Annotated in this window: 23 protein-coding genes and 1 riboswitch; of the genes, 21 read left to right on the plus strand and 2 right to left on the minus strand. The window is 69.0% G+C overall.

Annotation, left to right across the window (positions count from 1 at the left end):
* Positions 1 to 79: 79 nt before the first annotated feature.
* From dnaK to ALSL_RS05685, 4 genes are all read left to right on the plus strand, one after another.
* On the plus strand, positions 80 to 2,008 hold the full coding sequence (dnaK, locus tag ALSL_RS05670) for a molecular chaperone DnaK (RefSeq protein ID WP_126537262.1): 1,929 nt from the start codon (positions 80 to 82) through the stop codon (positions 2,006 to 2,008).
* A gap of 110 nt (positions 2,009 to 2,118) precedes the next feature.
* On the plus strand, positions 2,119 to 3,243 hold the full coding sequence (gene dnaJ / locus ALSL_RS05675; protein WP_126537264.1) for a molecular chaperone DnaJ: 1,125 nt from the start codon (positions 2,119 to 2,121) through the stop codon (positions 3,241 to 3,243).
* A 42-nt stretch (positions 3,244 to 3,285) separates the two neighbouring features.
* Positions 3,286 to 4,083, plus strand: coding sequence for a 4-hydroxy-tetrahydrodipicolinate reductase (dapB, locus tag ALSL_RS05680; RefSeq protein ID WP_126537266.1), 798 nt, complete (start codon positions 3,286 to 3,288; stop codon positions 4,081 to 4,083).
* Positions 4,084 to 4,144: 61 nt separating this feature from the next.
* A riboswitch (yybP-ykoY riboswitch) is annotated at positions 4,145 to 4,325 on the plus strand.
* Positions 4,326 to 4,339: 14 nt separating this feature from the next.
* Entirely contained in the window at positions 4,340 to 5,347 is a 1,008-nt protein-coding gene (locus ALSL_RS05685) for a sodium:calcium antiporter (RefSeq protein WP_126537268.1), read from the plus strand.
* An 8-nt stretch (positions 5,348 to 5,355) separates the two neighbouring features.
* On the opposite strand, the gene ALSL_RS05690 is transcribed toward ALSL_RS05685, so the two are convergent.
* Positions 5,356 to 6,051 carry a 2OG-Fe(II) oxygenase gene (locus tag ALSL_RS05690; protein WP_126537270.1) on the minus strand — a complete coding sequence of 232 codons (696 nt, stop codon included), beginning with the start codon at positions 6,049 to 6,051 and terminating at the stop codon, positions 5,356 to 5,358.
* A gap of 186 nt (positions 6,052 to 6,237) precedes the next feature.
* Here ALSL_RS05690 and carA point away from each other — a divergent pair, with 186 nt between their 5' ends.
* The 9 genes from carA to recO all read left to right on the plus strand — a co-directional run bounded on the left by carA (position 6,238) and on the right by recO (position 16,902).
* On the plus strand, positions 6,238 to 7,365 hold the full coding sequence (gene carA, locus ALSL_RS05695; protein ID WP_126537272.1) for a glutamine-hydrolyzing carbamoyl-phosphate synthase small subunit: 1,128 nt from the start codon (positions 6,238 to 6,240) through the stop codon (positions 7,363 to 7,365).
* 1 nt (position 7,366) lies between these two features.
* Positions 7,367 to 10,594 carry a carbamoyl-phosphate synthase large subunit gene (gene carB, locus ALSL_RS05700; protein WP_126537274.1) on the plus strand — a complete coding sequence of 1,076 codons (3,228 nt, stop codon included), beginning with the start codon at positions 7,367 to 7,369 and terminating at the stop codon, positions 10,592 to 10,594.
* Complete coding sequence (gene greA, locus ALSL_RS05705; protein WP_126537276.1) at positions 10,591 to 11,067, plus strand: transcription elongation factor GreA; 477 nt, start codon at positions 10,591 to 10,593, stop codon at positions 11,065 to 11,067. The genes carB and greA overlap by 4 nt, the downstream gene beginning before the upstream one ends.
* Before the next feature lie 188 nt (positions 11,068 to 11,255).
* Positions 11,256 to 13,046: a translation elongation factor 4 gene (gene lepA, locus ALSL_RS05710; RefSeq protein WP_126537278.1), complete on the plus strand. Its 1,791-nt coding sequence runs from the start codon at positions 11,256 to 11,258 to the stop codon at positions 13,044 to 13,046.
* 103 nt (positions 13,047 to 13,149) lie between these two features.
* Positions 13,150 to 14,082: a signal peptidase I gene (lepB, locus tag ALSL_RS05715; RefSeq protein ID WP_126537280.1), complete on the plus strand. Its 933-nt coding sequence runs from the start codon at positions 13,150 to 13,152 to the stop codon at positions 14,080 to 14,082.
* A gap of 68 nt (positions 14,083 to 14,150) precedes the next feature.
* A complete protein-coding gene (locus ALSL_RS05720) occupies positions 14,151 to 14,534 on the plus strand; it encodes a DUF4845 domain-containing protein (RefSeq protein WP_126537282.1) in 384 nt (127 codons plus the stop codon).
* 4 nt (positions 14,535 to 14,538) lie between these two features.
* The gene (gene rnc / locus ALSL_RS05725) at positions 14,539 to 15,192 is read left to right on the plus strand and encodes a ribonuclease III (protein ID WP_126537284.1); all 654 of its coding nucleotides are present in this window, start codon (positions 14,539 to 14,541) and stop codon (positions 15,190 to 15,192) included.
* 38 nt (positions 15,193 to 15,230) lie between these two features.
* The gene (gene era / locus ALSL_RS05730; protein ID WP_126537286.1) at positions 15,231 to 16,163 is read left to right on the plus strand and encodes a GTPase Era; all 933 of its coding nucleotides are present in this window, start codon (positions 15,231 to 15,233) and stop codon (positions 16,161 to 16,163) included.
* Between the two features lie 37 nt (positions 16,164 to 16,200).
* Positions 16,201 to 16,902 carry a DNA repair protein RecO gene (gene recO, locus ALSL_RS05735; protein ID WP_126537288.1) on the plus strand — a complete coding sequence of 234 codons (702 nt, stop codon included), beginning with the start codon at positions 16,201 to 16,203 and terminating at the stop codon, positions 16,900 to 16,902.
* A gap of 4 nt (positions 16,903 to 16,906) precedes the next feature.
* Here recO and ALSL_RS05740 read toward each other — a convergent pair whose 3' ends face one another.
* A complete protein-coding gene (locus tag ALSL_RS05740; RefSeq protein WP_126537290.1) occupies positions 16,907 to 17,647 on the minus strand; it encodes a response regulator in 741 nt (246 codons plus the stop codon).
* Positions 17,648 to 17,793: 146 nt separating this feature from the next.
* Here ALSL_RS05740 and ALSL_RS05745 point away from each other — a divergent pair, with 146 nt between their 5' ends.
* From ALSL_RS05745 to ALSL_RS05780, 8 genes are all read left to right on the plus strand, one after another.
* The gene (locus tag ALSL_RS05745) at positions 17,794 to 19,704 is read left to right on the plus strand and encodes a hypothetical protein (RefSeq protein WP_231700305.1); all 1,911 of its coding nucleotides are present in this window, start codon (positions 17,794 to 17,796) and stop codon (positions 19,702 to 19,704) included.
* 20 nt (positions 19,705 to 19,724) lie between these two features.
* On the plus strand, positions 19,725 to 20,339 hold the full coding sequence (locus ALSL_RS05750; RefSeq protein WP_126537294.1) for a YdbL family probable chaperone protein: 615 nt from the start codon (positions 19,725 to 19,727) through the stop codon (positions 20,337 to 20,339).
* 70 nt (positions 20,340 to 20,409) lie between these two features.
* On the plus strand, positions 20,410 to 21,726 hold the full coding sequence (gene rlmD, locus ALSL_RS05755; protein WP_126537296.1) for a 23S rRNA (uracil(1939)-C(5))-methyltransferase RlmD: 1,317 nt from the start codon (positions 20,410 to 20,412) through the stop codon (positions 21,724 to 21,726).
* Positions 21,727 to 21,749: 23 nt separating this feature from the next.
* Positions 21,750 to 22,286: a CYTH domain-containing protein gene (locus tag ALSL_RS05760; protein WP_126537298.1), complete on the plus strand. Its 537-nt coding sequence runs from the start codon at positions 21,750 to 21,752 to the stop codon at positions 22,284 to 22,286.
* Positions 22,280 to 23,296, plus strand: coding sequence for a beta-N-acetylhexosaminidase (gene nagZ, locus ALSL_RS05765; protein ID WP_126537300.1), 1,017 nt, complete (start codon positions 22,280 to 22,282; stop codon positions 23,294 to 23,296). Before ALSL_RS05760 ends, nagZ begins: the two co-directional genes overlap by 7 nt.
* A complete protein-coding gene (locus tag ALSL_RS05770) occupies positions 23,293 to 23,844 on the plus strand; it encodes a hypoxanthine-guanine phosphoribosyltransferase (RefSeq protein ID WP_126537302.1) in 552 nt (183 codons plus the stop codon). Before nagZ ends, ALSL_RS05770 begins: the two co-directional genes overlap by 4 nt.
* A 73-nt stretch (positions 23,845 to 23,917) precedes the next feature.
* A complete protein-coding gene (locus ALSL_RS05775; protein ID WP_126537304.1) occupies positions 23,918 to 24,676 on the plus strand; it encodes an S-methyl-5'-thioinosine phosphorylase in 759 nt (252 codons plus the stop codon).
* 154 nt (positions 24,677 to 24,830) lie between these two features.
* Entirely contained in the window at positions 24,831 to 25,034 is a 204-nt protein-coding gene (locus ALSL_RS05780; protein ID WP_126537306.1) for a cold-shock protein, read from the plus strand.
* Positions 25,035 to 25,089: the final 55 nt, after the last annotated feature.

A 25,089-nucleotide genomic window follows, 5' to 3' on the forward strand; every position in this document is an offset into this window, starting at 1 on the left:
CATTGAATCGCCACCCCGCGCCACCATTTGAACCACTAGTCGCGGCCACCGGCCGCATCGATTCTGGGAGCATTTCACCATGGGCAAGATCATCGGCATCGATCTCGGCACGACCAATTCCTGCGTGGCCGTGATGGAAGGCAGCACGGCCAAGGTCATCGAGAACTCCGAAGGCGACCGCACCACGCCTTCCATCGTCGCCTTCACCAAGGACGGCGAGGTGCTGGTCGGCGCGCCGGCCAAGCGCCAGGCGGTCACCAATCCAAAAAACACTTTCTATGCGGTCAAGCGCCTGATCGGCCGCAAGTTCAAGGATCCCGAGGTGCAGAAGGACCTGCACGTGGTGCCTTACAAGATCGTCGAGCATGAAAACGGCGACGCCTGGGTCGAGACCAGCGACGGCAAGCGCATGGCGCCGCAGGAGATCTCGGCCAAGGTGCTGATGAAGATGAAGAAGACCGCCGAGGACTATCTCGGCGAGCCGGTCACCGAAGCGGTGATCACGGTGCCGGCCTACTTCAACGACAGCCAGCGCCAGGCCACCAAGGACGCCGGCCGCATCGCCGGCCTCGAGGTCAAGCGCATCATCAACGAACCGACCGCGGCCGCGCTCGCCTATGGCCTGGACAAGAAGGGCGGCGACCGCAAGATCGCGGTCTATGACTTAGGCGGCGGCACCTTCGACGTGTCGATCATCGAGATCGCGGAAGTCGATGGCGAGAAGCAGTTCGAGGTGCTGGCCACCAACGGCGACACCTTCCTCGGCGGCGAGGACTTCGACAAGCGCGTGATCGACTACCTGGTCGATGAGTTCCAGAAGGACCAGGGTATCGACCTGCGCAAGGACCCGCTCGCCCTGCAGCGTCTCAAGGACGCCGCCGAGCGCGCCAAGATCGAGTTGTCCTCGAGCCATCAGACCGAAGTCAATCTGCCCTACATCACCGCCGATGCCTCCGGTCCCAAGCACCTCAGCATCAAGCTGACCCGGGCCAAACTCGAGGCGCTGGTGGAGGACCTCATCAAGCGCACCATCGAGCCGTGCCGGATCGCGCTCAACGATGCCGGCCTGCGGGTGTCGGACATCAACGAGGTGATCCTGGTCGGCGGCCAGACCCGCATGCCCAAGGTGCAGGAGGCGGTCAAGGATTTCTTCGGCAAGGAGCCGCGCAAGGACGTCAACCCGGACGAGGCGGTCGCCATCGGCGCGGCGATCCAGGGCGGCGTGCTGAGCGGTGAAGTCAAGGACGTGCTGCTGCTCGACGTCACTCCGCTCTCGCTCGGCATCGAGACGATGGGCGGCGTGATGACCAAGCTGATCGAGAAGAACACCACCGTGCCGACCAAGGCCACGCAGGTGTTCTCCACCGCGGACGACAACCAGACCGCGGTCACCGTGCACGTGCTGCAGGGTGAGCGCGAGCGCGCCAGTGCCAACAAGTCGCTCGGCAAGTTCGACCTGACCGGCATCGAGCCGGCGCCGCGCGGCGTACCGCAGATCGAGGTGACCTTCGACATCGACGCCAACGGCATCCTGCACGTCTCGGCCAAGGACAAGAAAACCGGCAAGGAACAGCGCATCGAGATCAAGGCCGGTTCCGGCCTGTCGGAGGAGGAGATCCAGCGCATGGTCGCCGATGCCGAGGCGCATCGCGAGGAGGACAGGAAGTTCCACGAGCTGGTGGCCACCCGCAACAAGGCCGATCAACTCGTGCATGCCACCCGCAACGCGCTCAAGGAGCACGGCGGCAAGGTCGGCGCACAGATCGGTGTCATCGAGGAGGCTCTGTCGGATCTGGAAAAAGCCAAGGACGGAGACGACAAGGCCGCGATCGAGGCCAAGATCAGCAAGCTCGAGCAGGTGGCCCAGCCGCTGTTCGCCGCCGCCCAGGGCGGTGGTGCCGGCGCGGGCCCGCAGGCGGCCGGTGGCGGTGCGCAGGGGGCTTCCTCCGCGCAGTCCGAAGACGTGGTGGACGCGGAGTTCACCGAAGTCAAGGACGACAAGAAATAATGATGGGCCAGGGGAACGGGCTCCTGCGGGGTTGAACGGCGGGCGGCGCGTGCATCGACGGATCACGCGCCGCCCGCTCTTCGCTTTCCGCAAGCCCACATGGGGTGGACATGAGCAAACGCGATTACTACGAGATTCTGGGCGTCGAGCGCAGCGCCGACGAGGCCGAGCTCAAGAAGGCCTTTCGCCGTCTGGCGATGAAGTACCACCCGGACCGCTGTCCGGACGATCCGCAGGCGCAGGAGAAGTTCAAGGAGGCCAAGGAAGCCTACGACGTGCTTTCCGATGCCAACCGCCGCGCCCTGTACGACCAGTACGGCCACGCCGCCTTCGAGGCCGGCATGGGCGGTGCGCGCGGTGCCGGTTTTGCCGACGTCGGCGACATCTTCGGCGACATCTTCGGTGACATCTTCGGCATGGGCGGTGGCCGCGGCCGCGCCCAGCGCGGTGCCGATCTGCGTTACGTCCTCGAGCTCAGCCTGGAGGAGGCGGTCTTCGGCACCGAGCAGACCATCGAGATACCCACCCACGTCCACTGCCATCACTGCAACGGTACCGGCTCGGCCGATGGCAAGCAGGTCACCTGCCGCACCTGCCACGGTCATGGCCGCGTGCGCATGCAGAACGGCATCTTCTCGATCCAGCAGACCTGCCCGCACTGCGGCGGCAGCGGCCGGGTGATCGAACACCCGTGCCAGGCCTGCCATGGCGAAGGCCGGCTCGAGGAAACGCGGCGCCTCTCGGTCAAGATCCCGGCAGGCATCGACAACGGCGACCGCATCCGTCTGACCGGCCAGGGCGAGGCGGGCCCGGCCGGCGCTCCGCCGGGCGACATGTACGTCGACGTGCGCGTGCGCGAGCATCCGATCTTCCATCGCGAGGGCAACGATCTCTACTGCGAGGTGCCGATCCGTTTCGCCCAGGCCGCGCTCGGTGCCGAATTGACCGTGCCGACCCTGGACGGCGAGGCCCGCATCAGCATTCCGCCCGAAACCCAGACCGGCCAGCAGTTCCGCCTGCGCGGGCGCGGCGTGCGTTCGGCGCGGAACGGGCGGGTCGGCGATCTCATCTGCGAGGTCGTGGTGGAGACGCCGGTGCGGTTGAGTCGCGAACAGCGTGAGCTACTCGAGGCGTTCGACGCGACCTTCGCCGACAGCGCGCCCGAGCAGCACACGCCGCGTTCCAAGCACTGGACCGACGGCGTGCGCCGTTTCTGGTCGCGGGTGGCGTCCTAAAACCATGCGGCCATCGACTCATTGCGTGCGTTGGTCGAAGCCATGAACCGACCGCTGCGGGTCGCACTCCACGGAGCTTCCGGCCGCATGGGTGGGGCCCTGCTCAGCCTCATCGAGGACGATGCCCGCTTTGCCCTGGCCGGCGCCCTGGTGTCGGCCGATTCCCGCCGTGTCGGCGCGCCGGCCGGTCACCACGCCGGACTTCGCTACGACTGCGACTGGGCCGCGGTCGGCCCGCTCGACGTGGTCATCGATTTCAGTGCACCGGCGGCCCTGCCGGCGCTCATCGAGCAGTGCCTCGCGCGGCATGCGGCGCTGGTGACCGGTACCACCGGCTTCGATGCCACGCAGGAGGCGTGGCTGGCGGCTGCCGCCGCGCACATCCCGGTGCTGCAGGCGGCCAATTTCAGTCTCGGCATCGCCGTGTTGATCCGGCTCGTGCGCGAGGCTGCCGCCGCACTGCACGCGTGGGATCTGGAAATCCTGGAAGCCCACCACGCGCGCAAGCACGATGCGCCATCCGGCACCGCGCTCGCCCTCGGCGCCGCCGCCGCCGCCGCGCGCGGCACGTCGCTGGAGGCGGCGGCCGTCTATGCAAGACAGGGCCAGACCGGGCCGCGCGGTCCGGGCAGCATCGGTTTTGCGGTGATCCGCGGCGGCGACGTGGTCGGCGAACACAGCGTGCAGCTGTTCGCCGCCGGCGAACGGCTGGAACTCGTCCATCGTGCGACCGATCGCCTGATCTTCGCCCGCGGCGCCCTGGAGGCGGCGTACTGGCTCGCCGGCAAACCGGCCGGCCGCTACACGCTCGATGCCCTGCTGGCCGCGCGTGCCGGCTGAAGCGCCGCGGCACGCCGGCCTGCGCGCCTTGTTTCATCGGCGCACGCCCGCTAGCATGCGCCGCTTCGTCATTGGGGAGTAGCCATCCCGTCGCTCACGGCGCGGGAATCCGGGTCAACATCCTTGGGGTTTGCAAGACCTCATGGTCCGGATGGCCGCATGGACGGCCCGGCGAGACCTTTGGCCACGACATGCCACCGGCTGGGCGGCGGTGTCGTCGCGCCATCGGTCAAGTGCCGCCCGGCCCGGAACGAGCATGCTGCTCACGATCTTGGCTTTGTTGCTTGCCGCCGGCGCGATCTATGCGGCCTGCGAGTATTTCGTCAACGGCGTCGAATGGCTGGGGCGGCGCCTGCATCTGGGCGACACCGCCACCGGCACGGTGCTCGCCGCCTTCGGCACGGCGCTGCCGGAAAGCGCGGTGACCTTCGTCGCGGTGATGTCCGATGCCTCGACCACGCGCAAGGACATCGGCGTGGGCGCGGCGCTGGGCGGCCCGCTGGTGTTGGCCACGCTGGCCTATGCCATCGTCGGTGCCGCGGTGTGGCTGCGGCGCCGGCGCCAGTCGCCGCGGGATTACGTCCTGCGTCTGGATCATCGTCGGCAGGCGCGCGACCAGGCGTGGTTCCTGGTCATCTTCGCGGCCAAATGCAGCCTGGGTCTGCTGGCGTTCGCGTGGAAGCCCTGGCTCGGCGTGCTGTTCCTGGCCGCCTACGCGCTGTATGTCTGGCGCGAACTGCGCGAAGCCGGCGCCGAGGCCGACCCGGAAGTGCTGGCCCCGCTCAAGCTGCATCCGCGAAGCGGGCGGCCGGCATGGTGGCGCATCGCCGTGCAGACCGGGGTGGCACTGGTGGTGATCGCGGTCGCCTCGCACGTTTTCGTCGGCCATCTGGAGGCGCTGGGGCTGGCGTGGCACTGGCCACCGCATCGGGTCGCGCTCGCCTTGAGCCCGGTCGCCACCGAGCTGCCGGAGACGGTGAATGCGCTGATCTGGGTGCGCCAGGGCAGGGAGCGGCTGGCGCTGGCCAACATTTCCGGCGCGATGATGATCCAGGCGACGGTACCGAGCGCGCTGGCGCTGTTTGCCACGCCGTGGCTGTTCGATGCGTCGCTGCTGCTGGCCGGCGTCTTGACCGCGGCAGCGATTCTCGCGCTCTGGTTGCTGTTCCGCCGCGGCCGCGTGGATGCCCGCTGGCTGGTGCCGGTGGGCGTTTTCTATGCGGTCTTCGTGGCTTATCTCGTCGGGCACGCCATGCCCGCGTAGGGTGGGCTTCAATCCGGATGCGCTGCACTGCGGTCGCGTTTGGCGCCGAAACGCCGGTCGAGTGCGCCGAGCACGGATTTCAAGGCCCGGGCGAAGCGGCCGCGCTGGGTCTTGCGTTGTTTTTCATCCTCGCTGGTGAGCCAGGCGACCTGGATCACGCGGCGCTCGCCTGCGTAGGGCAGGTGTCCGTGGAAGGAGTTGTCGCAACGCTTGAACACGGCGAATTCGCCGTACAGCGGTTTCAATTCCGGTACCAGCATGGCGTCGATGTCGTCGATCCGCGACAGGAAGCGCAGACAGCCCTCGCTGGTATCGGGCCATTGCGGGTTGAGATAGAGCAGCGCGGTGGCGATTTTCGAGCGGCTGTCGGTATGGATGGTGCCGTGGCGCTTGTTGAGCGAGCGGCAGATGGTGACCAGGGTGGGGTAGCGTTCGAGATCGGCGATACCGAGCTTGCGGCCGATCGCCCGGGCGAAGGCCGGCGCGGTGAACTGCTCGACGAGCGCGCGTATCGATGGCCCGCAGTCGGCCGGATCGTAGGGAAAGAACCCGGCGCTGGCGTAGCGCGGGAAATCCCTGTCCAGCATCTCGCGCGCCTCGTCGGGCAGCTGGCCGTGGGCGATCATGAAAGGGAAGGGCTCCAGATGCACCTCGGTGTCGCTGCGGTCGAGGCGCGCCGGATCGAGCAGGGCGGCGGTGTTCATGGAAGGCTTCAGGACTTCATGCAAGTTCTCGAAGTCTAACGTGCACGTGCCGGCGCCGGTGGACAGTAGGGCTGCTGCGCACCTATCATTGCATCCCGCCCTTTTACGTTCCTCAAGACCCCCAAGGTCCACAAGCCGCCGAGCGTGGCTTGCGGATTTTGCTGCACCCAAAGGCGGCCTCTCCCCATGTCCATGCCCGCTCTGCTCGCCCTCGCCAATGGCAGCGTGTTCCACGGTCACGCCGTCGGCGCGACCGGCGCAACCGTCGGCGAAGTGGTCTTCAATACTGCGATGACCGGCTATCAGGAGGTCCTGACCGACCCTTCCTATGCGCGGCAGATCGTCACGCTCACCTATCCGCACATCGGCAACACCGGCATCAATGCGGTGGATGCCGAATCGGATCGTGTCCACGCCGCCGGCCTCATCGTGCGCGACGTGCCGCGGCGCGCGAGCAACTGGCGCAGCGAGGAAAGCCTCGCTCACTATCTCGAGCGGCAGGGCGTGGTCGCCATCGCCGGCATCGATACCCGCCGCCTGACCCGCATCCTGCGCGATGAAGGCGCGCAGGCCGGCTGCATTCTCGCCGGCGCCGAGGTCGACGAGGGCGTCGCCCTGGCCAGGGCGCGCGCTTTCCCCGGCCTGGACGGCATGGACCTGGCGCGCGAGGTCGGGGTGGCCGCGCCCTATGTCTGGGACGAGGGGCTCTACGATCTCGATCGCCAGGCATGCCGGCGTCCGGAGCTTCGTTTCGAGGTCGTCGCCTACGATTTCGGCATCAAGCGCAACATCCTACGGCTTCTGGCCGAGCGCGGCTGCCGGGTGCGCGTGGTGCCGCCGCAGACACCGGCGGAGGATGTGCTGGCCATGCGGCCCGACGGCGTGTTCCTTTCCAATGGTCCGGGCGATCCGGCCGCCTGTGGCTATGCCATCGAGGCCACGCGGGTGTTCCTGGCGCGCGGGCTGCCGCTGTTCGGCATTTGCCTGGGGCACCAGATCATGGGTCTGGCGCTCGGTGCCCGCACGCTCAAGATGAAGTTCGGCCATCACGGCGCCAATCACCCGGTGAAGGATCACGATGACGGCCGGGTCTTGATCACCAGCCAGAACCACGGCTTCGCGGTCGATCCGGCGACGCTGCCGGGTCATGCGCGCATCACCCATACCTCGCTGTTCGACGGCTCGCTGCAGGGCTTCGCCCTCGCCGACCGGCCGGCGTTCTGCTTCCAGGGCCATCCGGAAGGCGCCCCCGGCCCGCACGACATCCGCTATCTCTTCGACCGTTTCGCCGCGTTGATGCAGGAGACCCGCTGACATGCCCAAGCGCACCGACATCAAGAGCGTGCTGATCATCGGCGCCGGCCCGATCGTGATCGGCCAGGCCTGCGAGTTCGATTACTCCGGTGCCCAGGCCTGCAAGGCTTTGCGCGAGGAGGGCTACCGCGTCGTCCTGGTCAACTCCAACCCGGCCACGATCATGACCGACCCGGAGATGGCCGACGCCACCTACGTCGAGCCGATCACCGCGGCGATGGTGGAGCGCATCATCGCCAAGGAGCGTCCCGACGCGCTGCTGCCGACCATGGGCGGGCAGACCGCGCTCAACTGCGCGCTGGAACTGGCCGATGCCGGCGTGCTGGAGCGCTACGGCGTGGCCCTGATCGGCGCCAGCCGCGAGGCGATCCGGATGGCCGAGGACCGCGAGCTGTTCCGCCATGCGATGGCCGAGATCGGGCTCGCCTGCCCACGCGCCGAGGTGGCCAGGAGCTACGAGCAGGCGGTGGCGATCCAGGCGCGCATCGGTTTTCCGACCATCATCCGCCCGAGCTTCACGCTGGGCGGTTCGGGCGGCGGCATCGCCTACAACGTCGAGGAGTTCGAGGCGATCGTCAAGCGCGGCCTGGAGCTCTCGCCGGTGCACGAGGTGCTGGTGGAGGAATCCGTGCTCGGCTGGAAGGAGTTCGAGATGGAAGTGGTCCGCGACCAGGCGGACAACTGCATCATCGTCTGCTCGATCGAGAACCTCGATCCGATGGGCGTGCACACCGGCGATTCGATCACCGTGGCGCCGGCGCAGACGCTCACCGACAAGGAATACCAGCGCATGCGCGATGCCTCGATCGCCGTGCTGCGCAAGATCGGCGTGGACACTGGCGGCTCCAACGTGCAGTTCGGCATCAATCCGGCCGACGGTCGCATGGTGGTGATCGAGATGAACCCGCGCGTGTCGCGTTCCTCGGCGCTCGCCTCCAAGGCCACCGGCTTCCCGATCGCCAAGATCGCCGCCAAGCTCGCCGTGGGCTACACGCTCGACGAACTCAGAAACGAGATCACCGGCGGGGCGACACCGGCCTCGTTCGAGCCGACCATCGACTACGTGGTCACCAAGATCCCGCGCTTTGCCTTCGAGAAGTTCCCGCAGGCCGATGCGCGCCTGACCACGCAGATGAAATCGGTGGGCGAGGTGATGGCGATGGGCCGCACCTTCCATGAATCCCTGCAGAAGGCGCTGCGCGGGCTCGAGATCGGCAAGAACGGGCTCGATCCGGCCGGGCTCGACACATCCAGCGAGGAAGGGCTGGCCGAGCTCAAGCGCGCGCTGCGCGAACCGCGCCCCGAGCGCGTGTTCCATCTGGCCGACGCCTTCCGTGCCGGGCTGACGCTCGAGGAGGTCCATGCCCTGAGCCACGTCGATCCGTGGTTCCTGGCCGCGTTCGAGGACATCGTCGCCGCCGAGCGGGAAGTGCAGGCGCAGGGATTGGCCGCGCTCGATGCCGGGCGCCTGCGTGTGCTCAAGCGGATGGGTTTTTCCGACGCGCGGCTGGCCGAACTCACCGGCACCGACGAGGCGACACTGCGCCGGCATCGCCACGCGCTTGGGGTGCGGCCGGTCTACAAGCGGGTGGATTCCTGCGCCGCCGAATTCGCCACCACCACGGCCTATCTCTATTCCACCTACGAGGAGGAATGCGAGGCCGCCCCGACCGCGCGCGACAAGATCATGATCCTGGGCGGCGGCCCCAACCGCATCGGCCAGGGCATCGAGTTCGATTACTGCTGCGTGCACGCGGCGCTCGCCCTGCGCGAGGACGGCTTCGAGACCATCATGGTCAACTGCAACCCGGAGACCGTCTCCACCGACTACGACACCTCCGACCGCCTGTACTTCGAGCCGCTGACGCTGGAGGACGTGCTGGAGATCGTGGACAAGGAGCGTCCGCGCGGCGTGATCGTGCAGTACGGCGGGCAGACCCCGCTCAAGCTCGCCCGCGCGCTGGAGGCCGCCGGCGTGCCCATCATCGGCACCTCGCCGGAGTCGATCGACCTGGCCGAGGACCGCGAGCGCTTCCAGACGCTGGTGACCCGGCTCGGGCTCAGGCAGCCGCCCAACCGTACCGCGCGCAACGCCGACGAGGCGCTCGCGCTCGCCCACGAGATCGGCTATCCGCTGGTGGTGCGGCCGAGCTACGTGCTCGGCGGCCGGGCGATGGAGATCGTCTACAGTGACGCCGACCTCTCGCGCTACATCCGCGAGGCGGTCAAGGTGTCCAACGATTCGCCGGTGCTGCTCGACCGCTTTCTCGACCATGCGGTCGAGGTCGACGTCGACGTGGTCGCCGACGCCGAGGGCCAGGTGTTGGTCGGCGGCATCATGGAGCACATCGAGGAGGCCGGCGTGCATTCGGGCGACTCGTCCTGCTCGCTGCCGCCGTATTCGCTCTCGCCGGCGATCCAGGACGAGCTGCGCCGGCAGGTCGCGCTGCTGGCCCGCGAGCTCAAGGTCGTCGGCCTGATGAACACCCAGTTCGCCATCCAGGGCGACACCGTCTACATCCTGGAAGTGAACCCGCGTGCCTCGCGCACCGTGCCGTTCGTCTCCAAGGCCACCGGCGTGCCGCTGGCCAAGATCGCCGCGCGCGCCATGGCCGGCCGTTCGCTCGCGGCGCAGGGCGCCACGCGCGAGGTGATCCCGCGCTACTACGCGGTGAAGGAGGCGATCTTCCCGTTCCTCAAGTTTCAGAACGTGGACCCCATCCTGGGCCCCGAGATGCGTTCGACCGGCGAGGTGATGGGTCTGGGTGCCAGCTTCGGCGCCGCCTTCGCGCGCGGCCACGATGCCGCCGGCATCAAGACGCCGCCCAAGGGCAAGGTGTTCGTCTCGGTGCGCGATGCCGACAAGCCGCGCCTGCTGCCGATCGCGCAGGAACTCGTCGCCCGCGGCTACCGGCTGGTGGCCACCGCCGGCACCGCGCACTTTCTGCGCGAACATGGCGTGGACTGCGAGCGCGTCAACAAGGTCGCCGAGGGCCGCCCGCACATCGTCGACCTGATCAAGAACGGCGAAATCGTCTATATCGTCAACACCACCGAGGGCAAGCCGGCCATCGCCGACTCGTTCTCGATCCGGCGCGAGGCGCTGCAGCACCGCGTCACCTATTCCACCACCGTGGCCGGCGCCCGCGCGCTGGTGCATTCGCTCGACTTCCACGGCGCGGGCGAGGTGCACAGCCTGCAGGAACTGCACGAGGAACTCCACGCATGAATCGAGCCCCCATCACCAAGGCCGGCGCCGAGCGCCTGCGCACCGAGCTGGAACGGCTGAAGTCGGTCGAGCGTCCGCGCATCATCGCCGCCATCGCCGAGGCGCGCGCCCATGGCGATCTCAAGGAGAACGCCGAATACCATGCCGCGCGCGAGCAGCAGAGCTTCATCGAGGGCCGCATCGCCGAGCTGGAGGCCGCCTTGTCCACCGCCGAGGTGATCGACGTGGCCAAGCTCAATCCCGGCGACAGGGTGGTGTTCGGCGCCACCGTGGCGCTGGAGGACGAGGACTCCGGCGAGACCGTGACCTACCAGATCGTGGGCGACCTCGAGGCCGACATCAAACAGCGCCTGCTGGCGGTGTCCTCGCCGATCGCCCGGGCCATGATCGGCAAGAGCGAGGGCGACAGCTTCGAGTTCAAGGCGCCGGGCGGCGTGCGTCACTACGTGATCGCGTCGGTGCATTACCGCTGACGCGCACTGCGGCGACTTTCCTTCAAAAAACGGCCATGGCGCGGCCTGGCCCCGCGGAGCTGGAAGCCATGGCGGCGCCGGCGTCCGTGGCGCGCGGCAGGGCGGGAGCGCGGTGAATCCATGCGATAATGCAGGGTTCGTATGCCGCGCCGGCGCAGCCGCAGCCGGCGTCACCTGCAGGCCACTCCATGGATCACATCCGCAACTTCTCCATCATCGCCCACATCGACCACGGCAAGTCGACCCTGGCCGACCGCATCATCCAGATCTGCGGCGGGCTGGAAGAGCGCGAGATGGAAGCGCAGGTGCTCGACAGCAACCCGATCGAACGCGAGCGCGGCATCACCATCAAGGCGCAGTCGGTGTCGCTGCCGTACAAGGCACGCGACGGCAAGACCTACCAGCTCAACTTCATCGACACGCCCGGACACGTCGATTTCTCCTATGAGGTCTCGCGCTCGCTGGCCGCCTGCGAGGGCGCGTTGCTGGTGGTCGATGCCGCGCAGGGGGTGGAGGCGCAGTCGGTGGCCAACTGCTACACCGCCATCGAGATGGGCCTGGAAGTGGTGCCGGTGCTCAACAAGATTGACTTGCCGACCGCCGACGTCGAGAAGGTCAAAGCCGAGATCGAGGCGGTGATCGGCATCGACGCCAGCGACGCGGTGGCGGTGAGCGCCAAGACCGGGCAGAACGTGGTCGAGGTGCTGGAGGCGATCGTCGCGCGCATCCCGCCGCCCAAGCCGCGCGACACCGACCGCCTGCAGGCGCTGATCATCGATTCCTGGTTCGACAATTACCTCGGCGTGGTGTCGCTGGTGCGGGTGATGCAGGGCGAGATCAAACCCGGCGACAAGCTGCAGGTCATGTCCACCGGTCGCAGCCACGAGGTGAGCGAGGTGGGCGTGTTCACGCCCAAGCGCAAGAAGCTCGAACGGCTTTCGGCGGGCGAGGTGGGCTGGGTCACCGCCTCGATCAAGGACGTGCACGGCGCGCCGGTGGGCGACACCTTCACCCATGCCAACCGGCCTGCGGAAAAGCCGCTGCCCGGCTTCCAGACCATGCAGCCGCGCGTGTTCGCCGGCCTGTTTCCGGTCGCCGCCGACGATTACCCGGCGCTGCGCGAAGCGCTGGAAAAACTGCGCCTCAACGACGCGGCGCTGTTCTTCGAGCCGGAGAGCTCCGAGGCGATGGGTTTCGGCTTTCGCTGCGGCTTTCTCGGCATGCTGCACATGGAGATCGTGCAGGAGCGCCTGGAGCGCGAATACGATCTCGACCTCGTCACCACCGCGCCGACGGTGGTCTACGAGGTCCTCAAGACCGACGGCAGCACGATGCGGCTGGACAACCCGGCCAAGCTGCCGCCCTCGCCGCAGGTGGTGGAGATCCGCGAGCCGATCATCCTGGCCAACATCCTCACCCCGCCCGAGTACGTCGGCAACGTCATCACCCTGTGCGAGGAAAAGCGCGGCGTGCAGCGTTCGATCCAGTACCTGGCCAGCCAGGTGCAGATCAGCTACGAGCTGCCGCTGGCCGAGGTGGTACTGGACTTCTTCGATCGGCTGAAGTCGGTCTCGCGCGGCTACGCCTCGATGGACTACCACTTCGACCGCTTCGAGGCCGGCCCGTTCGTGCGTGTGGACGTGCTGATCAACGGCGACCGCGTGGATGCGCTCAGCCTGATCGTGCACCGCAACCAGGCCGAGCGGCGCGGGCGTGAGCTGGTCGAGCGGATGAAGGACCTGATCCCGCGCCAGCAGTTCGACGTGGCGATCCAGGCCGCCATCGGTGCGCAGATCATCGCCCGTTCCACGGTCAAGGCGCTGCGCAAGAACGTGCTGGCCAAGTGCTACGGCGGTGACGTCACCCGCAAGAAGAAGCTCCTGGAGAAGCAGAAAGAAGGCAAGAAACGCATGAAGCAGGTCGGCCGCGTGGAGATTCCGCAGGAAGCCTTCCTGGCCGTGCTCAAGGTGGACAAATGAGACGGGGCGTCATCGAAAACGGCGCGAGAGGAACGGCGTCCTCGCCGGTCTCTTCGCCGGCGTTCGTCCTCTGCCGCGCGTCCTAAAAAAAGGAACCATCCGCATGGATTTCGATTTCTCGGCGATTCTGCTCGGCCTGACCGTGCTGTTCGGGGTGGTCTGGGGGCTGGACCGCCTGTTCTTCTATCGCCGCCGCAAGGCGCGTCTGGCCGCGCAGGGGCGGGAATACCGCGATCCGGCGCCGGTGGACTGGTCGCGTTCGCTGTTTCCGGTGGTGCTGGTCGTGCTGGTGCTGCGCTCCTTCGTGGCCGAGCCGTTCCGCATCCCGTCCGGCTCGATGATGCCGACGCTGGACGTGGGCGATTTCATCCTGGTCAACAAGTTTGCCTACGGGCTGCGCGTGCCGGCTTTCAACAACAAGTTCCTGAGCCTCGGTGAACCCAAGCGGGGCGACGTGGTGGTATTCCGTTTTCCCGGCTATCTCTGCCGCGACGAAGCCGGCCGGCTGCGTCGAGTGGGTGGCGACGAGAGCGGCCCGCCGATGCTGGGCCCCGGCTATCGCTGTCCGGAGCAACCGCTGCCGGTGCAGCAGCAGAACTGGATCAAGCGCGTGATCGGCCTGCCCGGCGACGTCGTCGAGGTCCACGACAGCCAGATCACCATCAACGGCAAGCCGGTCAAGGCCGATTACGTCGGCCCCTTCACCGGCGACCGCCGCCGCCCGGAGGATGCCGAGCTGCTCGCCTACGGCGCGACCATTTGGAATGAACACCTGGACGGCGTCGACCACCTCATCGCGCGGATGCCCGATCGCATGCCGACCCAGCCCATTCCCAACGAGCTCGTCCCCTCGCGCGTGCCCGAGGACTGCTATCTGGTCATGGGCGATGACCGCGAGAACAGCCTGGACAGCCGCTGGTGGGGCTGCGTGCCGGAGAAGAACCTGGCCGGCAAGGCTTTCCTGATCTGGATGAGCTGGAAAGGCTGGGGCACCGGTGGCGTGGACTGGCGCCGGATCGGCACGGTGGTGCACTGATGCGGCACGCGTCGCTGGCATAATCGTCGCTGCGGCCGTTCCGGTTCGCGATGAGGGAGGGGAGACTCATGAAAACACGGCAAGGCGGCATGACCTTGATCGGTTTCCTGTTCGTGCTGGCCATCGTCGGCTTCTTCGGCTACATGGCCATGAAGCTGGTGCCGGCCTACACGGAGTACATGGGCGTGAGCAAGGCGATGAGCCAGATCGCCAGCGGCGGCATGGAAGGCAAGACGCTCGACGATGTCCGCCGCGATCTGCTCTACAAGATGGGTTTCCAGTACGTGGACGACGCCACCATCAAGCCCAGCGACATCACCCTGGACCGTGCCGGCAACGGCGCCACGCTGCGCGTCGCCTACGACAAGGTGGTGCCGTTCCTCTACAACATCTCCTTCCTGCTGCACTTCGAAAAGAGCGTGCAACTGCAAGGCGCACCGACGGGCCAGTAAGCGTTTGAAGCTCGACTACGCTTTCCGCGACGAAGCTCTGCTGCAGTTGGCGCTCACCCACCGCAGCGCCGGCCGGCCGAACAACGAGCGGCTGGAGTTCCTGGGCGATGCGCTGCTGGGCGCGCTGGTGGCCGAGCTGCTCTTCGAGGTTCATCCGCAGGCCAGCGAAGGCGAGCTGTCGCGCTTGCGCGCCCAGCTGGTGAACGGCCCGGCGCTGGCGGTGATCGCGCGTGAGATGGGGCTGGGCGAGGCCTTGCGGCTGGGGCCGGGCGAGCTCAAGAGCGGCGGGTTCCGGCGCGATTCGATCCTGGCCGACGCCTTCGAGGCGGTGCTCGCCGCGGTCTACCTCGATGGCGGGTTCGGCGCTTGCCGTACGCTGGTGCGGCAATGGTTCGCGCCGCGCGTGGCCGCCCTGCCCAAGGCGGCCAAGGATGCCAAGACCCGCCTGCAGGAATGGCTGCAGGCGCGTGCGCTGCCGCTGCCGAGCTACGAGCTGCTGGACAGCCGCGGCGAGGAGCACGCCAGGATCTTCGAAGTGCGCTGCGCGGTCAGCGAGCCCCGGCCGCTGAGCGCGCAGGCGAGCGGCTCCAGCCGCCGGCAGGCCGAGCAGGAGGCCGCACAGGCGGTGCTCGATCAGCTCGAAACCGCGGCGCGCTGAAGGCTTTGAGTTTTTTCTTTTTTCGCAACGGCCAAGGCATGAACGAACCGCACCAGCACGACGAACCGGCGACTCCGGAGCCCGATTTCCGTTGCGGCATGGTGGCTCTGGTGGGCCGTCCCAACGTCGGCAAGTCCACCCTGCTCAACGCGTTGATCGGCTTTCGCCTATCCATCGTCAGCCCGCGCCCGCAGACCACGCGCCACCGCATTCTCGGCATCGATACCGGCGAGGCCGGACAGATCCTGTACGTCGACACGCCGGGCATGCACCGCGGCGGGCGGCGGGCGATCAACCGCAGCCTGAACCGCGTTGCGCGTGCGGCGCTCGACGAGGTCGATCTCGTCGTGCAGGTGATCGAGGCCGGGCGCTGGACCGAGGAGGACGAGGCGCTGTACGCCCTGCTCGCCGGCCAGCCGGTGCCGCGGCTGCTCGCCATCAACAAGGTCGACCTGGCCCGCGACAAGGCCGCGCTGCTGCCCTTCGTCGCGGAGCTTGCGGCCAGCCATGCCTTCGACGCCGTCCACTACGTCAGCGCGCGCCGGCGCAAGGGGCTGGAGCCGCTGCGGGCCGACATCCTCGCCCGCCTGCCGGCCCGCCCGGCGGTGTTCGGCCCCGACGAGATCACCGACCGCAGCGAGCGTTTCCTCGCCGCCGAGCGGGTGCGCGAGCAGCTCATGCTGCGGCTGGACCAGGAAGTGCCCTACGCGACCACGGTGGAGATCGAGCGGTTCCAGGACCGCGACGACGGCGTGACCGAGATCCATGCGGTGATCTGGGTCGAGCGCGAAGGCCAGAAGGCGATCGTGATCGGTCAGGGCGGGGCCCAGCTCAAGGCGATCGGCGCGGCCGCGCGGCGGCAGATGGAGAGCCTGTTCGGCCGCAAGGTATTCCTGAAGCTGTGGGTCAAGGTGCGCGAGGGCTGGAGCGACGACGAGCACCAGCTCAAACGCTTCGGCTACGCTGACTGAAGGTCTGCGCGGCCGGTAGGCGAAGGAGCCTCGAGCCTTGCGTCTGGAACAGCAGCCGGTCTATGTCCTGCATCTGCGCGCCTATCGCGAGACCTCGCTGCTGCTGGAGTGTCTGAGCCGCGACCGCGGTCGCCTGGGCGTTGTCGCGCGCGGCGTGCGTGGCGCGCGGGCGCGCGTGTCGCGGGCGCAGCTCGAGCCTTTCCAGGCGCTCAGGTGCGATCTTCTGCTGCGCGGCGAGCTGGCCACACTGCTTGCGGCGGAAGGCGACGGCCCGGTCCGCCGCCTGGCCGGCACGGCGGGTCTGGCCGGGCTCTATCTCAATGAGCTCACGGTCCGCTTCACCCGTCGCCAGGACCCGCACCCGGCCTTGTTCGCGGCCTATGCGCGCACGCTCGGGCGGCTGGCGGCCGGCGAGGCGCCGGACTGGACGCTGCGCCGCTTCGAGCGCGACCTGCTGCAGGCGACCGGCTATGCCCTGCGTCTGGACAGCACGGCCGAGGGCGCGCCGCTCGAACCGGAAGGCTGGTACGTCTACCAGGTCGAGCGTGGCCCGGTGCGCTGCCCGCCGGAACACGCCTATGCGCTGCGCGGCGTCGATCTTGCCGCCCTGGCCGCGGACCGCGAGCCCGCGCCCGCCGCCCGCTTGCCGCTGCGGGCGATGATGCGCGAGGTGATCCGTCACCACCTGGGTGGCGAACCGCGCACCTGGCAGTGGCTGGCCCGTCTGCCGCGGCGCTGAAGGCTCAATCCGGCGTCGCGTGGCCGAGCGCGGCGAGGGTGCCGGTGAGCGTGCCGCGGAAGGCCGCGCATTCACCGGGCGCGGGTGTGCGCCCGCTCCTGAGCCGCGCGAGCAGCCTGGCCGCCTGATCGGCCAGCGCGCTGGCCCCGCAGAAACCGCACGAGGCGCGCAGCCGGTGCAGGCGGTCGATCCATTCTTCCGGCTGGCCGGCACCGTGGTCGAGGTCGCGCAGCAGGCCGTGCAGTTCCTCGCCGAGCAGACGGCGCAGGGCTTCGAGGGTCGCCGCATCGCCGCTGGCCGCCAGGGCGGTGGCATCGTCGAGCAGCGGCGCCGATGCGGTGAAGAACGCCAGCAGCCGGCCGAGCGCGGCGAGATCGCAAGGCTTGGCCAGGGTGTCGGCAAAGCCCAGCGCCAGCAGCCGCCGGCGCTCATGCGCGGGAAGTTCCGCGCTGGTCGCCACCGCCGGCGCATGCCGGCTCGCCGCCTTGGGATCGCCGCGCAAGGCGGTAAGCAGGGCACAGGCGCCCAGGTCCGGCATGTGCACGTCGAGCAGCAGCAGATCGAAGGCGGTGGCGCCGGCCACAGCCAGGGCCGAGCCACCATCGGCGCAGGCGCTCACATCGGCACCCAGGCGTTCCAGCCCGGTGACGAGGACAAGCCGGCTGGCCGGATCGTCGTCGGCCACCAGGACCCGCGGCGCCGGGCAAGGCGTCGCCAATGGGGGGCTGAGGGTGGCATCGGGCATGACGTGTCCATGTCGTTCAGCTGTATCGGGCAGAATGGCCGGTCATGCGCTGCGCTTCAAGGCCCGTCCTCGTTCTTTGTGCCGGTCTGTGCGGTTTCGCGGCGGCGGGAGAGGCCGTCGCGGCGGTCACGCTGGCGGCACGCAGCGTGCAGTGGCCGGGCGTGCAGCTCGAGGCGGTGCGGCTCGAGCTTGCCGACGATGACGCCGGCGGCGTGCGTGCCCGGCTCGCGGTGGGCGCCGCCGACGTTCCGGCGCTGGGCTGGCACCGGCTGGGACTGCAGCTGGAAGGGCGGCTGACCCGCGACCTGCAGCGGCGCTGGTGGCTGGCCGGACCGCTCAAGCTCACGGGCGCGCCCGGCGCGGCGCTGGCCGATGCGCGCCTGTCGGCAGTGGTGGACGCGCAGGCCAATACCCTCGAGCTCGACCTCGCCCAGGGCGCGACGATGCTGCATGCCGCGCTGCCGCTGGACCAGCCCAGCCACGCCCAGTTCGCCCTGGCCAGCCTGCCGGTGGCCTGGCTGGGCGGCGTGTTCGGCGCTCGCCCCGGGCTGCAGGGGCAGCTGGATGCGCAGCTTGCGTTGGATGCGGGCGCGGGCACCGTGCGCACCGCCGGCACTTTCGACCTGCACGGGCTCGGCCTGGCCTGGCGGGACGGGCATGCGCAGGGCATCGACGGCAGCGGCCGGCTCGAACTCGAAGCCGGCGACGGGACCACGCGGCTCGAGCTCGAGGCGGGGCTGCACGATGGCCGCGTGGCGCAAGGTGCCTGGGGCGCGGAACTGCCGCCCCACCCGGTACAGATCGCCGCCACGGCACGCTTCGCGGCGGGCCAGGCGACACTGGCCCTGCTGCGCGTGAGCGATCCGGATGCGCTGCAGCTCGAGGGTGCCCTGCGCTGGGACACGCAAGGACGGCTGGACGAGATGCGCATCGATCGTCTCCAGGCGCGCCTGCCGGCCGCCTATCGCCGTTACGGCCGCCGCTGGCTGGCCGCGACGTACGGGCTCGACGACCTGCGCACCGCCGGCACCTTCGAGGCCGCGCTGGACTGGCGCGGCGGCGGTCTCCACGCGCTGGCCGTCCGTGGCCAAGGGCTGGCGCTGGCCGATGTGGACGGGCGTCTGGACGTCGCCGGCCTCGGCGGCGCGCTGGACTGGCATCGGCGCGACGAACGCCCGGCGACCACACTGGCATGGACCGCGCTGCGCTGGCGGGACTTCGCCTTCGGTCCGGTGGAAACCCGCTGGCGCAGTCACGCCGGCCTGCTCGCGCTGGAGGCACCGGCCGTGGTGCCGTTCCTGGGCGGGGACATCCACGTACAGGCGCTGGCCTGGCGGCCGCAGCCGGAAGCCGGTCAGCCCAGGCTCACCGCTACGCTGGCCTTCACCGGCATCGACCTGGGGGCATTCAGCGCCGCGCTCGGCTGGCCGCGGTTTCCGGGCATCCTGGGCGGGGCGATACCGGCCCTGCGCTGGGTCGGCGACCGCATCGATCTGGCCGGTGGGCTCTCGCTCCACGTGTTCGACGGCTTCGTCGACGTCACCCGGCTCGCGTTGTCCGCGCCGTTCGGGCCGCATCCGGAACTTGCCGCCGATCTGGCCCTGCGTGGCCTGGATCTGGCCGCATTCACCAGCGTGTTCGACATCGGCCACATCAGCGGCCGGCTGGACGGGGACATCCAGGGCCTGCGCCTGGTCGACTGGACGCCGGTGGCCTTCGACGCCTATCTGCATGCCGATGGCGGCGGGCAGATCAGCCAGCGCGCGCTCGACAACCTGACCGCGCTGGGCGGCGGCAGCACTGCCGGCGGCCTGCAACGCGCGATGCTGCGCTGGTTCAAGCACTTCGGTTACCGGCGCATCGGCCTGCGCTGTCGCCTCGCCGACGGCGTCTGCCGGATGGGCGGACTGGAGTCGGACGCGGATGGCTACACTATCCTCGAAGGCAGTGGCCTGCCGCATCTTCGCGTGATCGGCCACCAGGAACGGGTGGACTGGCCGACCCTGGTGCGCAGACTGCAATCCGCCGCGGCCGGCGGCGCCCCGCAGGTACGCTGACAAAAACCGAAGGTGAGCCGATGCGCAAAAGTCTGTTCCTGTGCTTCTCCCTCTGGCTGCTGCTCGCCGCCGGTTGCGTCACCGTCAATGTGTATTTTCCGGAAGCCGCGGCGCAGCAGGCTGCCGATCGTTTCATCGACAGCGTGATCGACGCCCAGGACGCCGCCCCTGCCAAGCCGGCGTCCTCGACCTCGCCCCGGCGCGATCCGCCTGCGCCGACGGCACGCCCGCCGGCGGCGATGCTGCTCGAACTGCTGGTGCCCTCGGCGCAGGCCGCGCAGACGCCGGATCTCACCCTGGAGACGCCGGCCACGCGGGCGATCCATGCCCGCATGCGTGAGCGTTTCGCGCATGATCTTGCGCCGCTGCTGGACGGCGGCGTGGTCGGCTTGACCCGTGACGGTCTGGTGGCGCTGCGCGATGCGGACGGCCTCGATCCGGCCGCGCGGGCCAGGGCCGAGGCCGTGATCGCCGCGGAAAACCGCGACCGCGAGGCGCTCTATCGCGAGATCGCGCAGGCCAACGGCCACCCGGAATGGGAGGCGCAGATCCGCGTCACCTTCGCCCGCAGCTGGATCGAGCATGCGCGACCCGGCTGGTATCATCAGGACGCCGCCGGCCGCTGGCAGCGCTAGCGGCTCTTCCCATCGGTTTCCCCAGCGTCCGTATCACGTCCGGGCGCCAAGCGACTTTTCCTCCGACACCATGCCTGCAGCGCACGACGTCCGCATCACCGACTTCGATCACGACGGCCGCGGCGTGGCCCGCATCGACGGCAAGACCGTCTTCGTCGCCGGCGCCCTGCCGGGCGAGCAGGTGCGGCTGGCCATCCGCCGCCGGCACCGGCATTTCGACGAGGCCCAGCTGCTCGAGGTGCTGGAGCCCGCCGCCTCCCGGGTGACGCCGCGCTGCCCGCATGCCGGCGTGTGCGGCGGCTGCTCGCTGCAGCACATGGACGCGGCCGCGCAGATCGTTGCCAAGCAGCGCATGCTGGCCGACGCGCTGACCCGCATCGGCAAGGTGACGCCGGCCGCCTGGCTGCCGCCGCTCACCGACGCCGTCTGGGGCTACCGTCGGCGCGGTCGGCTGTCGGTGCGCCGGGTGGCGAAGAAAGGTCGCGTACTGGTCGGTTTCCGTGAGCAGGAACAGCCGCGTTTCGTCGCCGACGTCGAACGTTGCGAAGTGGTGCATCCGGCGCTTGGCGCGCACATCGGCGAACTCGCCGTGCTGGTCGGTGGGCTGGAGGCGGCCGATGCCATCGCGCAGATCGAGTTCGCCGCCGGTGACGAGCTCCTGGCCCTGGTGTTCCGTCATCTGCGCCCGCTCGGCGAGGCCGACCGCGCGGCCCTGACCGCCTTCGCAAAGGCCCGCGGCCTGGCCGTCTATCTGCAGCCGGGCGGCATCGACAGCGTGCATCCCTTGTGGCCGCAAGCCCCGGAGCTGAGCTATCGCCTGCCGACCGGGGTGGAAGAGGAGACCGTGACGCTGGCCTTCGAACCGCTGGATTTCATCCAGGTCAACGGCGCGCTCAACCGCAAGATGGTGGCGCAGGCGCTGGCCTTGCTCGATCCGCGCCCGCACGAGCGCGTGCTCGACCTGTTCTGCGGCCTTGGCAATTTCACCCTGCCGCTGGCCCGGCGCGTGGCCGCGGTGGCGGGCGTGGAGGGCGAGCACGGGCTGGTCGAGCGCGCCATGCGCAATGCCGCGCGCAACGGCATCGAGAATGCGCGCTTCCACGTCGCCAACCTGTTCGAGGACCAGCGCCACGCCGCCTGGGCGCGCGAGCCCTGGGATGCGATCCTGCTCGATCCGCCGCGCGCGGGCGCCGAGCAGCTCTTGGCGTATCTCCCCGGCCGGCAGACGCGGCGGGTGGTGTACGTTTCCTGCCATCCGGCCTCGCTGGCGCGCGATGCCGGGCTTCTCGTCCACCGGCACGGATTCACGCTGACCCATGCGGGGGTGATGGACATGTTTGCGCACACCGCGCACGTCGAGGCCATGGCCGTCTTCGAGCGTGGCTGACGGGTTTGCCCCAAGGAGCTTCCATGCCGGTCGAGATCGAACGCAAATTCCTGCTACGCGATGCGCGCTGGCGGCAGGCGGTCACCCGCAGCGAACGTCTGCGCCAGGGCTATCTCGTCGATGCCGCGGCGATCGGCGCCGGCCTGGCCCGCGCCAGCGTGCGGGTGCGCCTGGGCGAGGGGCAGGGCTGGCTCAACGTCAAGGCTGCCCGTGCCGGCATCGCCCGGGCCGAATACGAATCGCCGCTGCCGGCGGCGGATGCCCGCGAGATGCTGGATACGCTGTGCTGCGGCGTGCTCGAGAAGATCCGGCACTGGGTGCCGGTCGAGGATGTCTGTTTCGAGATCGACGAGTTTCTGGGCGCCAATGCGGGCCTCGTCGTCGCCGAGCTCGAACTGCCTGCCATCGATGCGCCGTTCCCGCGCCCCCCTTGGCTCGGTGCGGAAGTGAGCGCGCTTGCGCGCTACTACAACGTGGCCCTGGCGGCGCGCCCCTATGCCCAGTGGAGCGAGGCCGAGCGCGCCGCGACCGACGCCATGACGGAGGCTTCCCCATGCTGATGGTGGGCATCGGCGGCCCCGTGCTCGCCGAGCACGAGCGTGCCTGGCTGGCCGCGCCGGGCGTGGCCGGTGTCGTGCTGTTTGCGCGCAATTACGTCGACCGTCCGCAATTGCTGGCGCTCGTCGAATCCATCCGTCGCGCCGGCGGCGAACACATGCTGGTGGCGGTGGATCAGGAAGGCGGCCCGGTGCAGCGTTTCCGGGCCGGTTTCACCCGTCTGCCGGCGCTGGCGCGAATCGGCGCCGTCTACGACCGCGATCCGGCCGCGGCGATCGAGCTGGCCGAGGAACACGCCTGGGTGATGGCCAGCGAGCTGCGTGCCTGCGACGTCGACTTCAGCCTGGCGCCGGTGGTCGATCTCGCCCGCGGCAATGCGGCGATCGGCGAGCGGGCCTTCCACGCCGATCCGCACGCGGTCGCCGAGCTCGCCCAGGCCTATGTGCGCGGCATGCACCTGGCCGGCATGGCCGCGGTGCTCAAGCATTTTCCCGGTCACGGCTCGGTACAGGCGGATACGCACAAGGATGCGGCCGTCGACCTGCGGTCGCTGGAGGAGATCCGCCAGCAGGACCTGGTGCCTTTCGCGGCCGGCATCGAAAGCCGGGCGGAGGCGGTGCTGATGGCGCACGTCGCCTATCCGCTGGTGGATGAATACCCGGCCGGCTTCTCGTCCGCCTGGATCGGCCAGGTGCTGCGCGGTGAGCTGCGTTTTGCCGGCGTGGTGATGAGCGACGACATCGGCATGGCCGCCGCTGCCGCGGTCGGCGACGTGGCCGCGCGCGTGCGTTCGCATCTGGATGCCGGCTGCGACCTGGTCCTGGCCTGCGCACCGGAAACGGTGCCGGAGGCGCTCACCGCCGTCGCCGAGCCCGACGCCGCGGTGCTCGCCCGCGTGGCCTGGCTGCGCGGCGCGGCCGCCCCCACCTGGGCCGGTCTGGAGGACAATCCGCAATATCGGCGTTTCGTCGACCGCATCCGTGCACTCGAGCTTCCGGAGCATCCCGCATGAGCGTTGCTGTGCCTTCCCTGGCCGAGGCCCTGGCCCGCGCCGAACTGCTTTACGACCGCGTCGAACTGGAAACCGCGATCGCCGACATGGGCCGCGCGGTCGATGCCGCGCTCGATGGCGAACGCGCCGTGTTCCTGACCGTGATGCACGGCGCGCTGGTCTTCGCCGGCCAGCTCGCGCTGGCCATCCGCACCGATCTCGAGTTCGACTACGTGCACGCCACCCGTTACCGCGGCGCCACCGACGGCGGCGAACTGCACTGGCTGCGCGAGCCGTGGGTGGCGATGGAAAACCGCACCGTGCTCCTGGTCGATGACATCCTCGACGAAGGCCACACCCTGGCCGCGATCCGCGAGGATTGTCTGCGCCGTGGCGCGCGGCGCGTGCTGATCGCCACGCTCTGCCGCAAGCGCCACGATCGCCGCATCGCCGGCATGGACGCGGATTTCAACGGCGTCGAGCTGCCCGACCGCTACGTGTTCGGCTACGGCATGGACTATCACGAGCAGGGCCGCAACCTGCCGGCCATCTACGCGCTGCTCGAGTGAAAATGCGCGGATCCGAGCGCCGCCCGCACCGTCTCCTCGTCCGTACCCCCGTCTCAAGGATCCTAAAGTCCGCATGAGCCTTGCCAGTGAAACCCTCGACCTCGCCGTGATCGGCGGCAGCGGCCTGTATCAGTTTCCCGGACTCGAGGCGATCGAGCGGCGGCTCGTCGACACGCCTTACGGGCCGGCATCCGGTGCGGTCGTGATCGGCCGCTTCGCCGGCCGGCGCATCGCCTTCCTGGCCCGGCATGGCGAAGGCCACAGCCTGCCGCCGCATCGGGTCAACTATCGCGCCAACCTGTGGGCCCTGCATACCCTCGGCGCACGGCGGGTGGTCGGCGTCAATGCGGTCGGCGGCATCCGCGCCGATCTCGGCCCGCGCAGCATCGTGGTGCCCGATCAGCTCATCGACTACACCCATGGCCGTGTCAGCAGCTATGCCGATGACGAAGGGGTGCAAGTGCGCCACATCGACTTCAGCGAACCCTACGCGGCGAGCCTGCGGCGCGAGCTGATCGACGCGGGCCGTCGCGCCGGCATCGCCATCGTCGATGGCGGCTGCTACGGCGCCACCCAGGGACCGCGGCTGGAGACCCGTGCCGAGATCGCCCGCATGAAGCGCGACGGCTGCGACCTGGTCGGCATGACCGGCATGCCCGAGGCCGCGCTCGCCCGCGAGCTCGAGCTCGACTACGCCTGCCTGGCGCTGGTCGCCAACCATGCCGCCGGCTGCGGCGAGGAGGCGCAGATCAGCGTCGAGGAGATCTTCCGCCATCTGGCCGCCGCGACTGCCCAGGTGCCGGCCATCATCGCCGCGCTGCTGGCGGCGTGACCGGGATTGGAAAGGACATATTGCGCTTTGCCCGCCAACGTGCCGATACTTCCGCCGTGCCAGGGGGCAGCGAACCTTAAGGGATATCACCGGGGTTCTTCACGTCCCGGTGTGCTGGCGCGCCCAGTCCTAGTCTCGTAAAGAGGTTCTCGCAATGCGTTTCGGTACGGTCAAGTGGTTCAACGACGCCAAGGGTTTCGGTTTCATCGCGCCCGAGGACGGTGGGGATGACGTATTCGTCCATTTCTCGGCGATCAACGCCAAGGGTTTTCGTAGTCTGCAGGAAGGCCAGCGGGTCAAGTTCGAGGTGACCACCGGCCCCAAGGGCCAGCAGGCCTCGGGCGTCGAAATCGCCTGATCGGCAGGCGTGGATACACCCACGAAAAACCCCGCCCAGTGCGGGGTTTTTCGTT

Source organism: Aerosticca soli (assembly GCF_003967035.1).
Taxonomy (GTDB): Bacteria; Pseudomonadota; Gammaproteobacteria; order Xanthomonadales; family Rhodanobacteraceae; genus Aerosticca; species Aerosticca soli.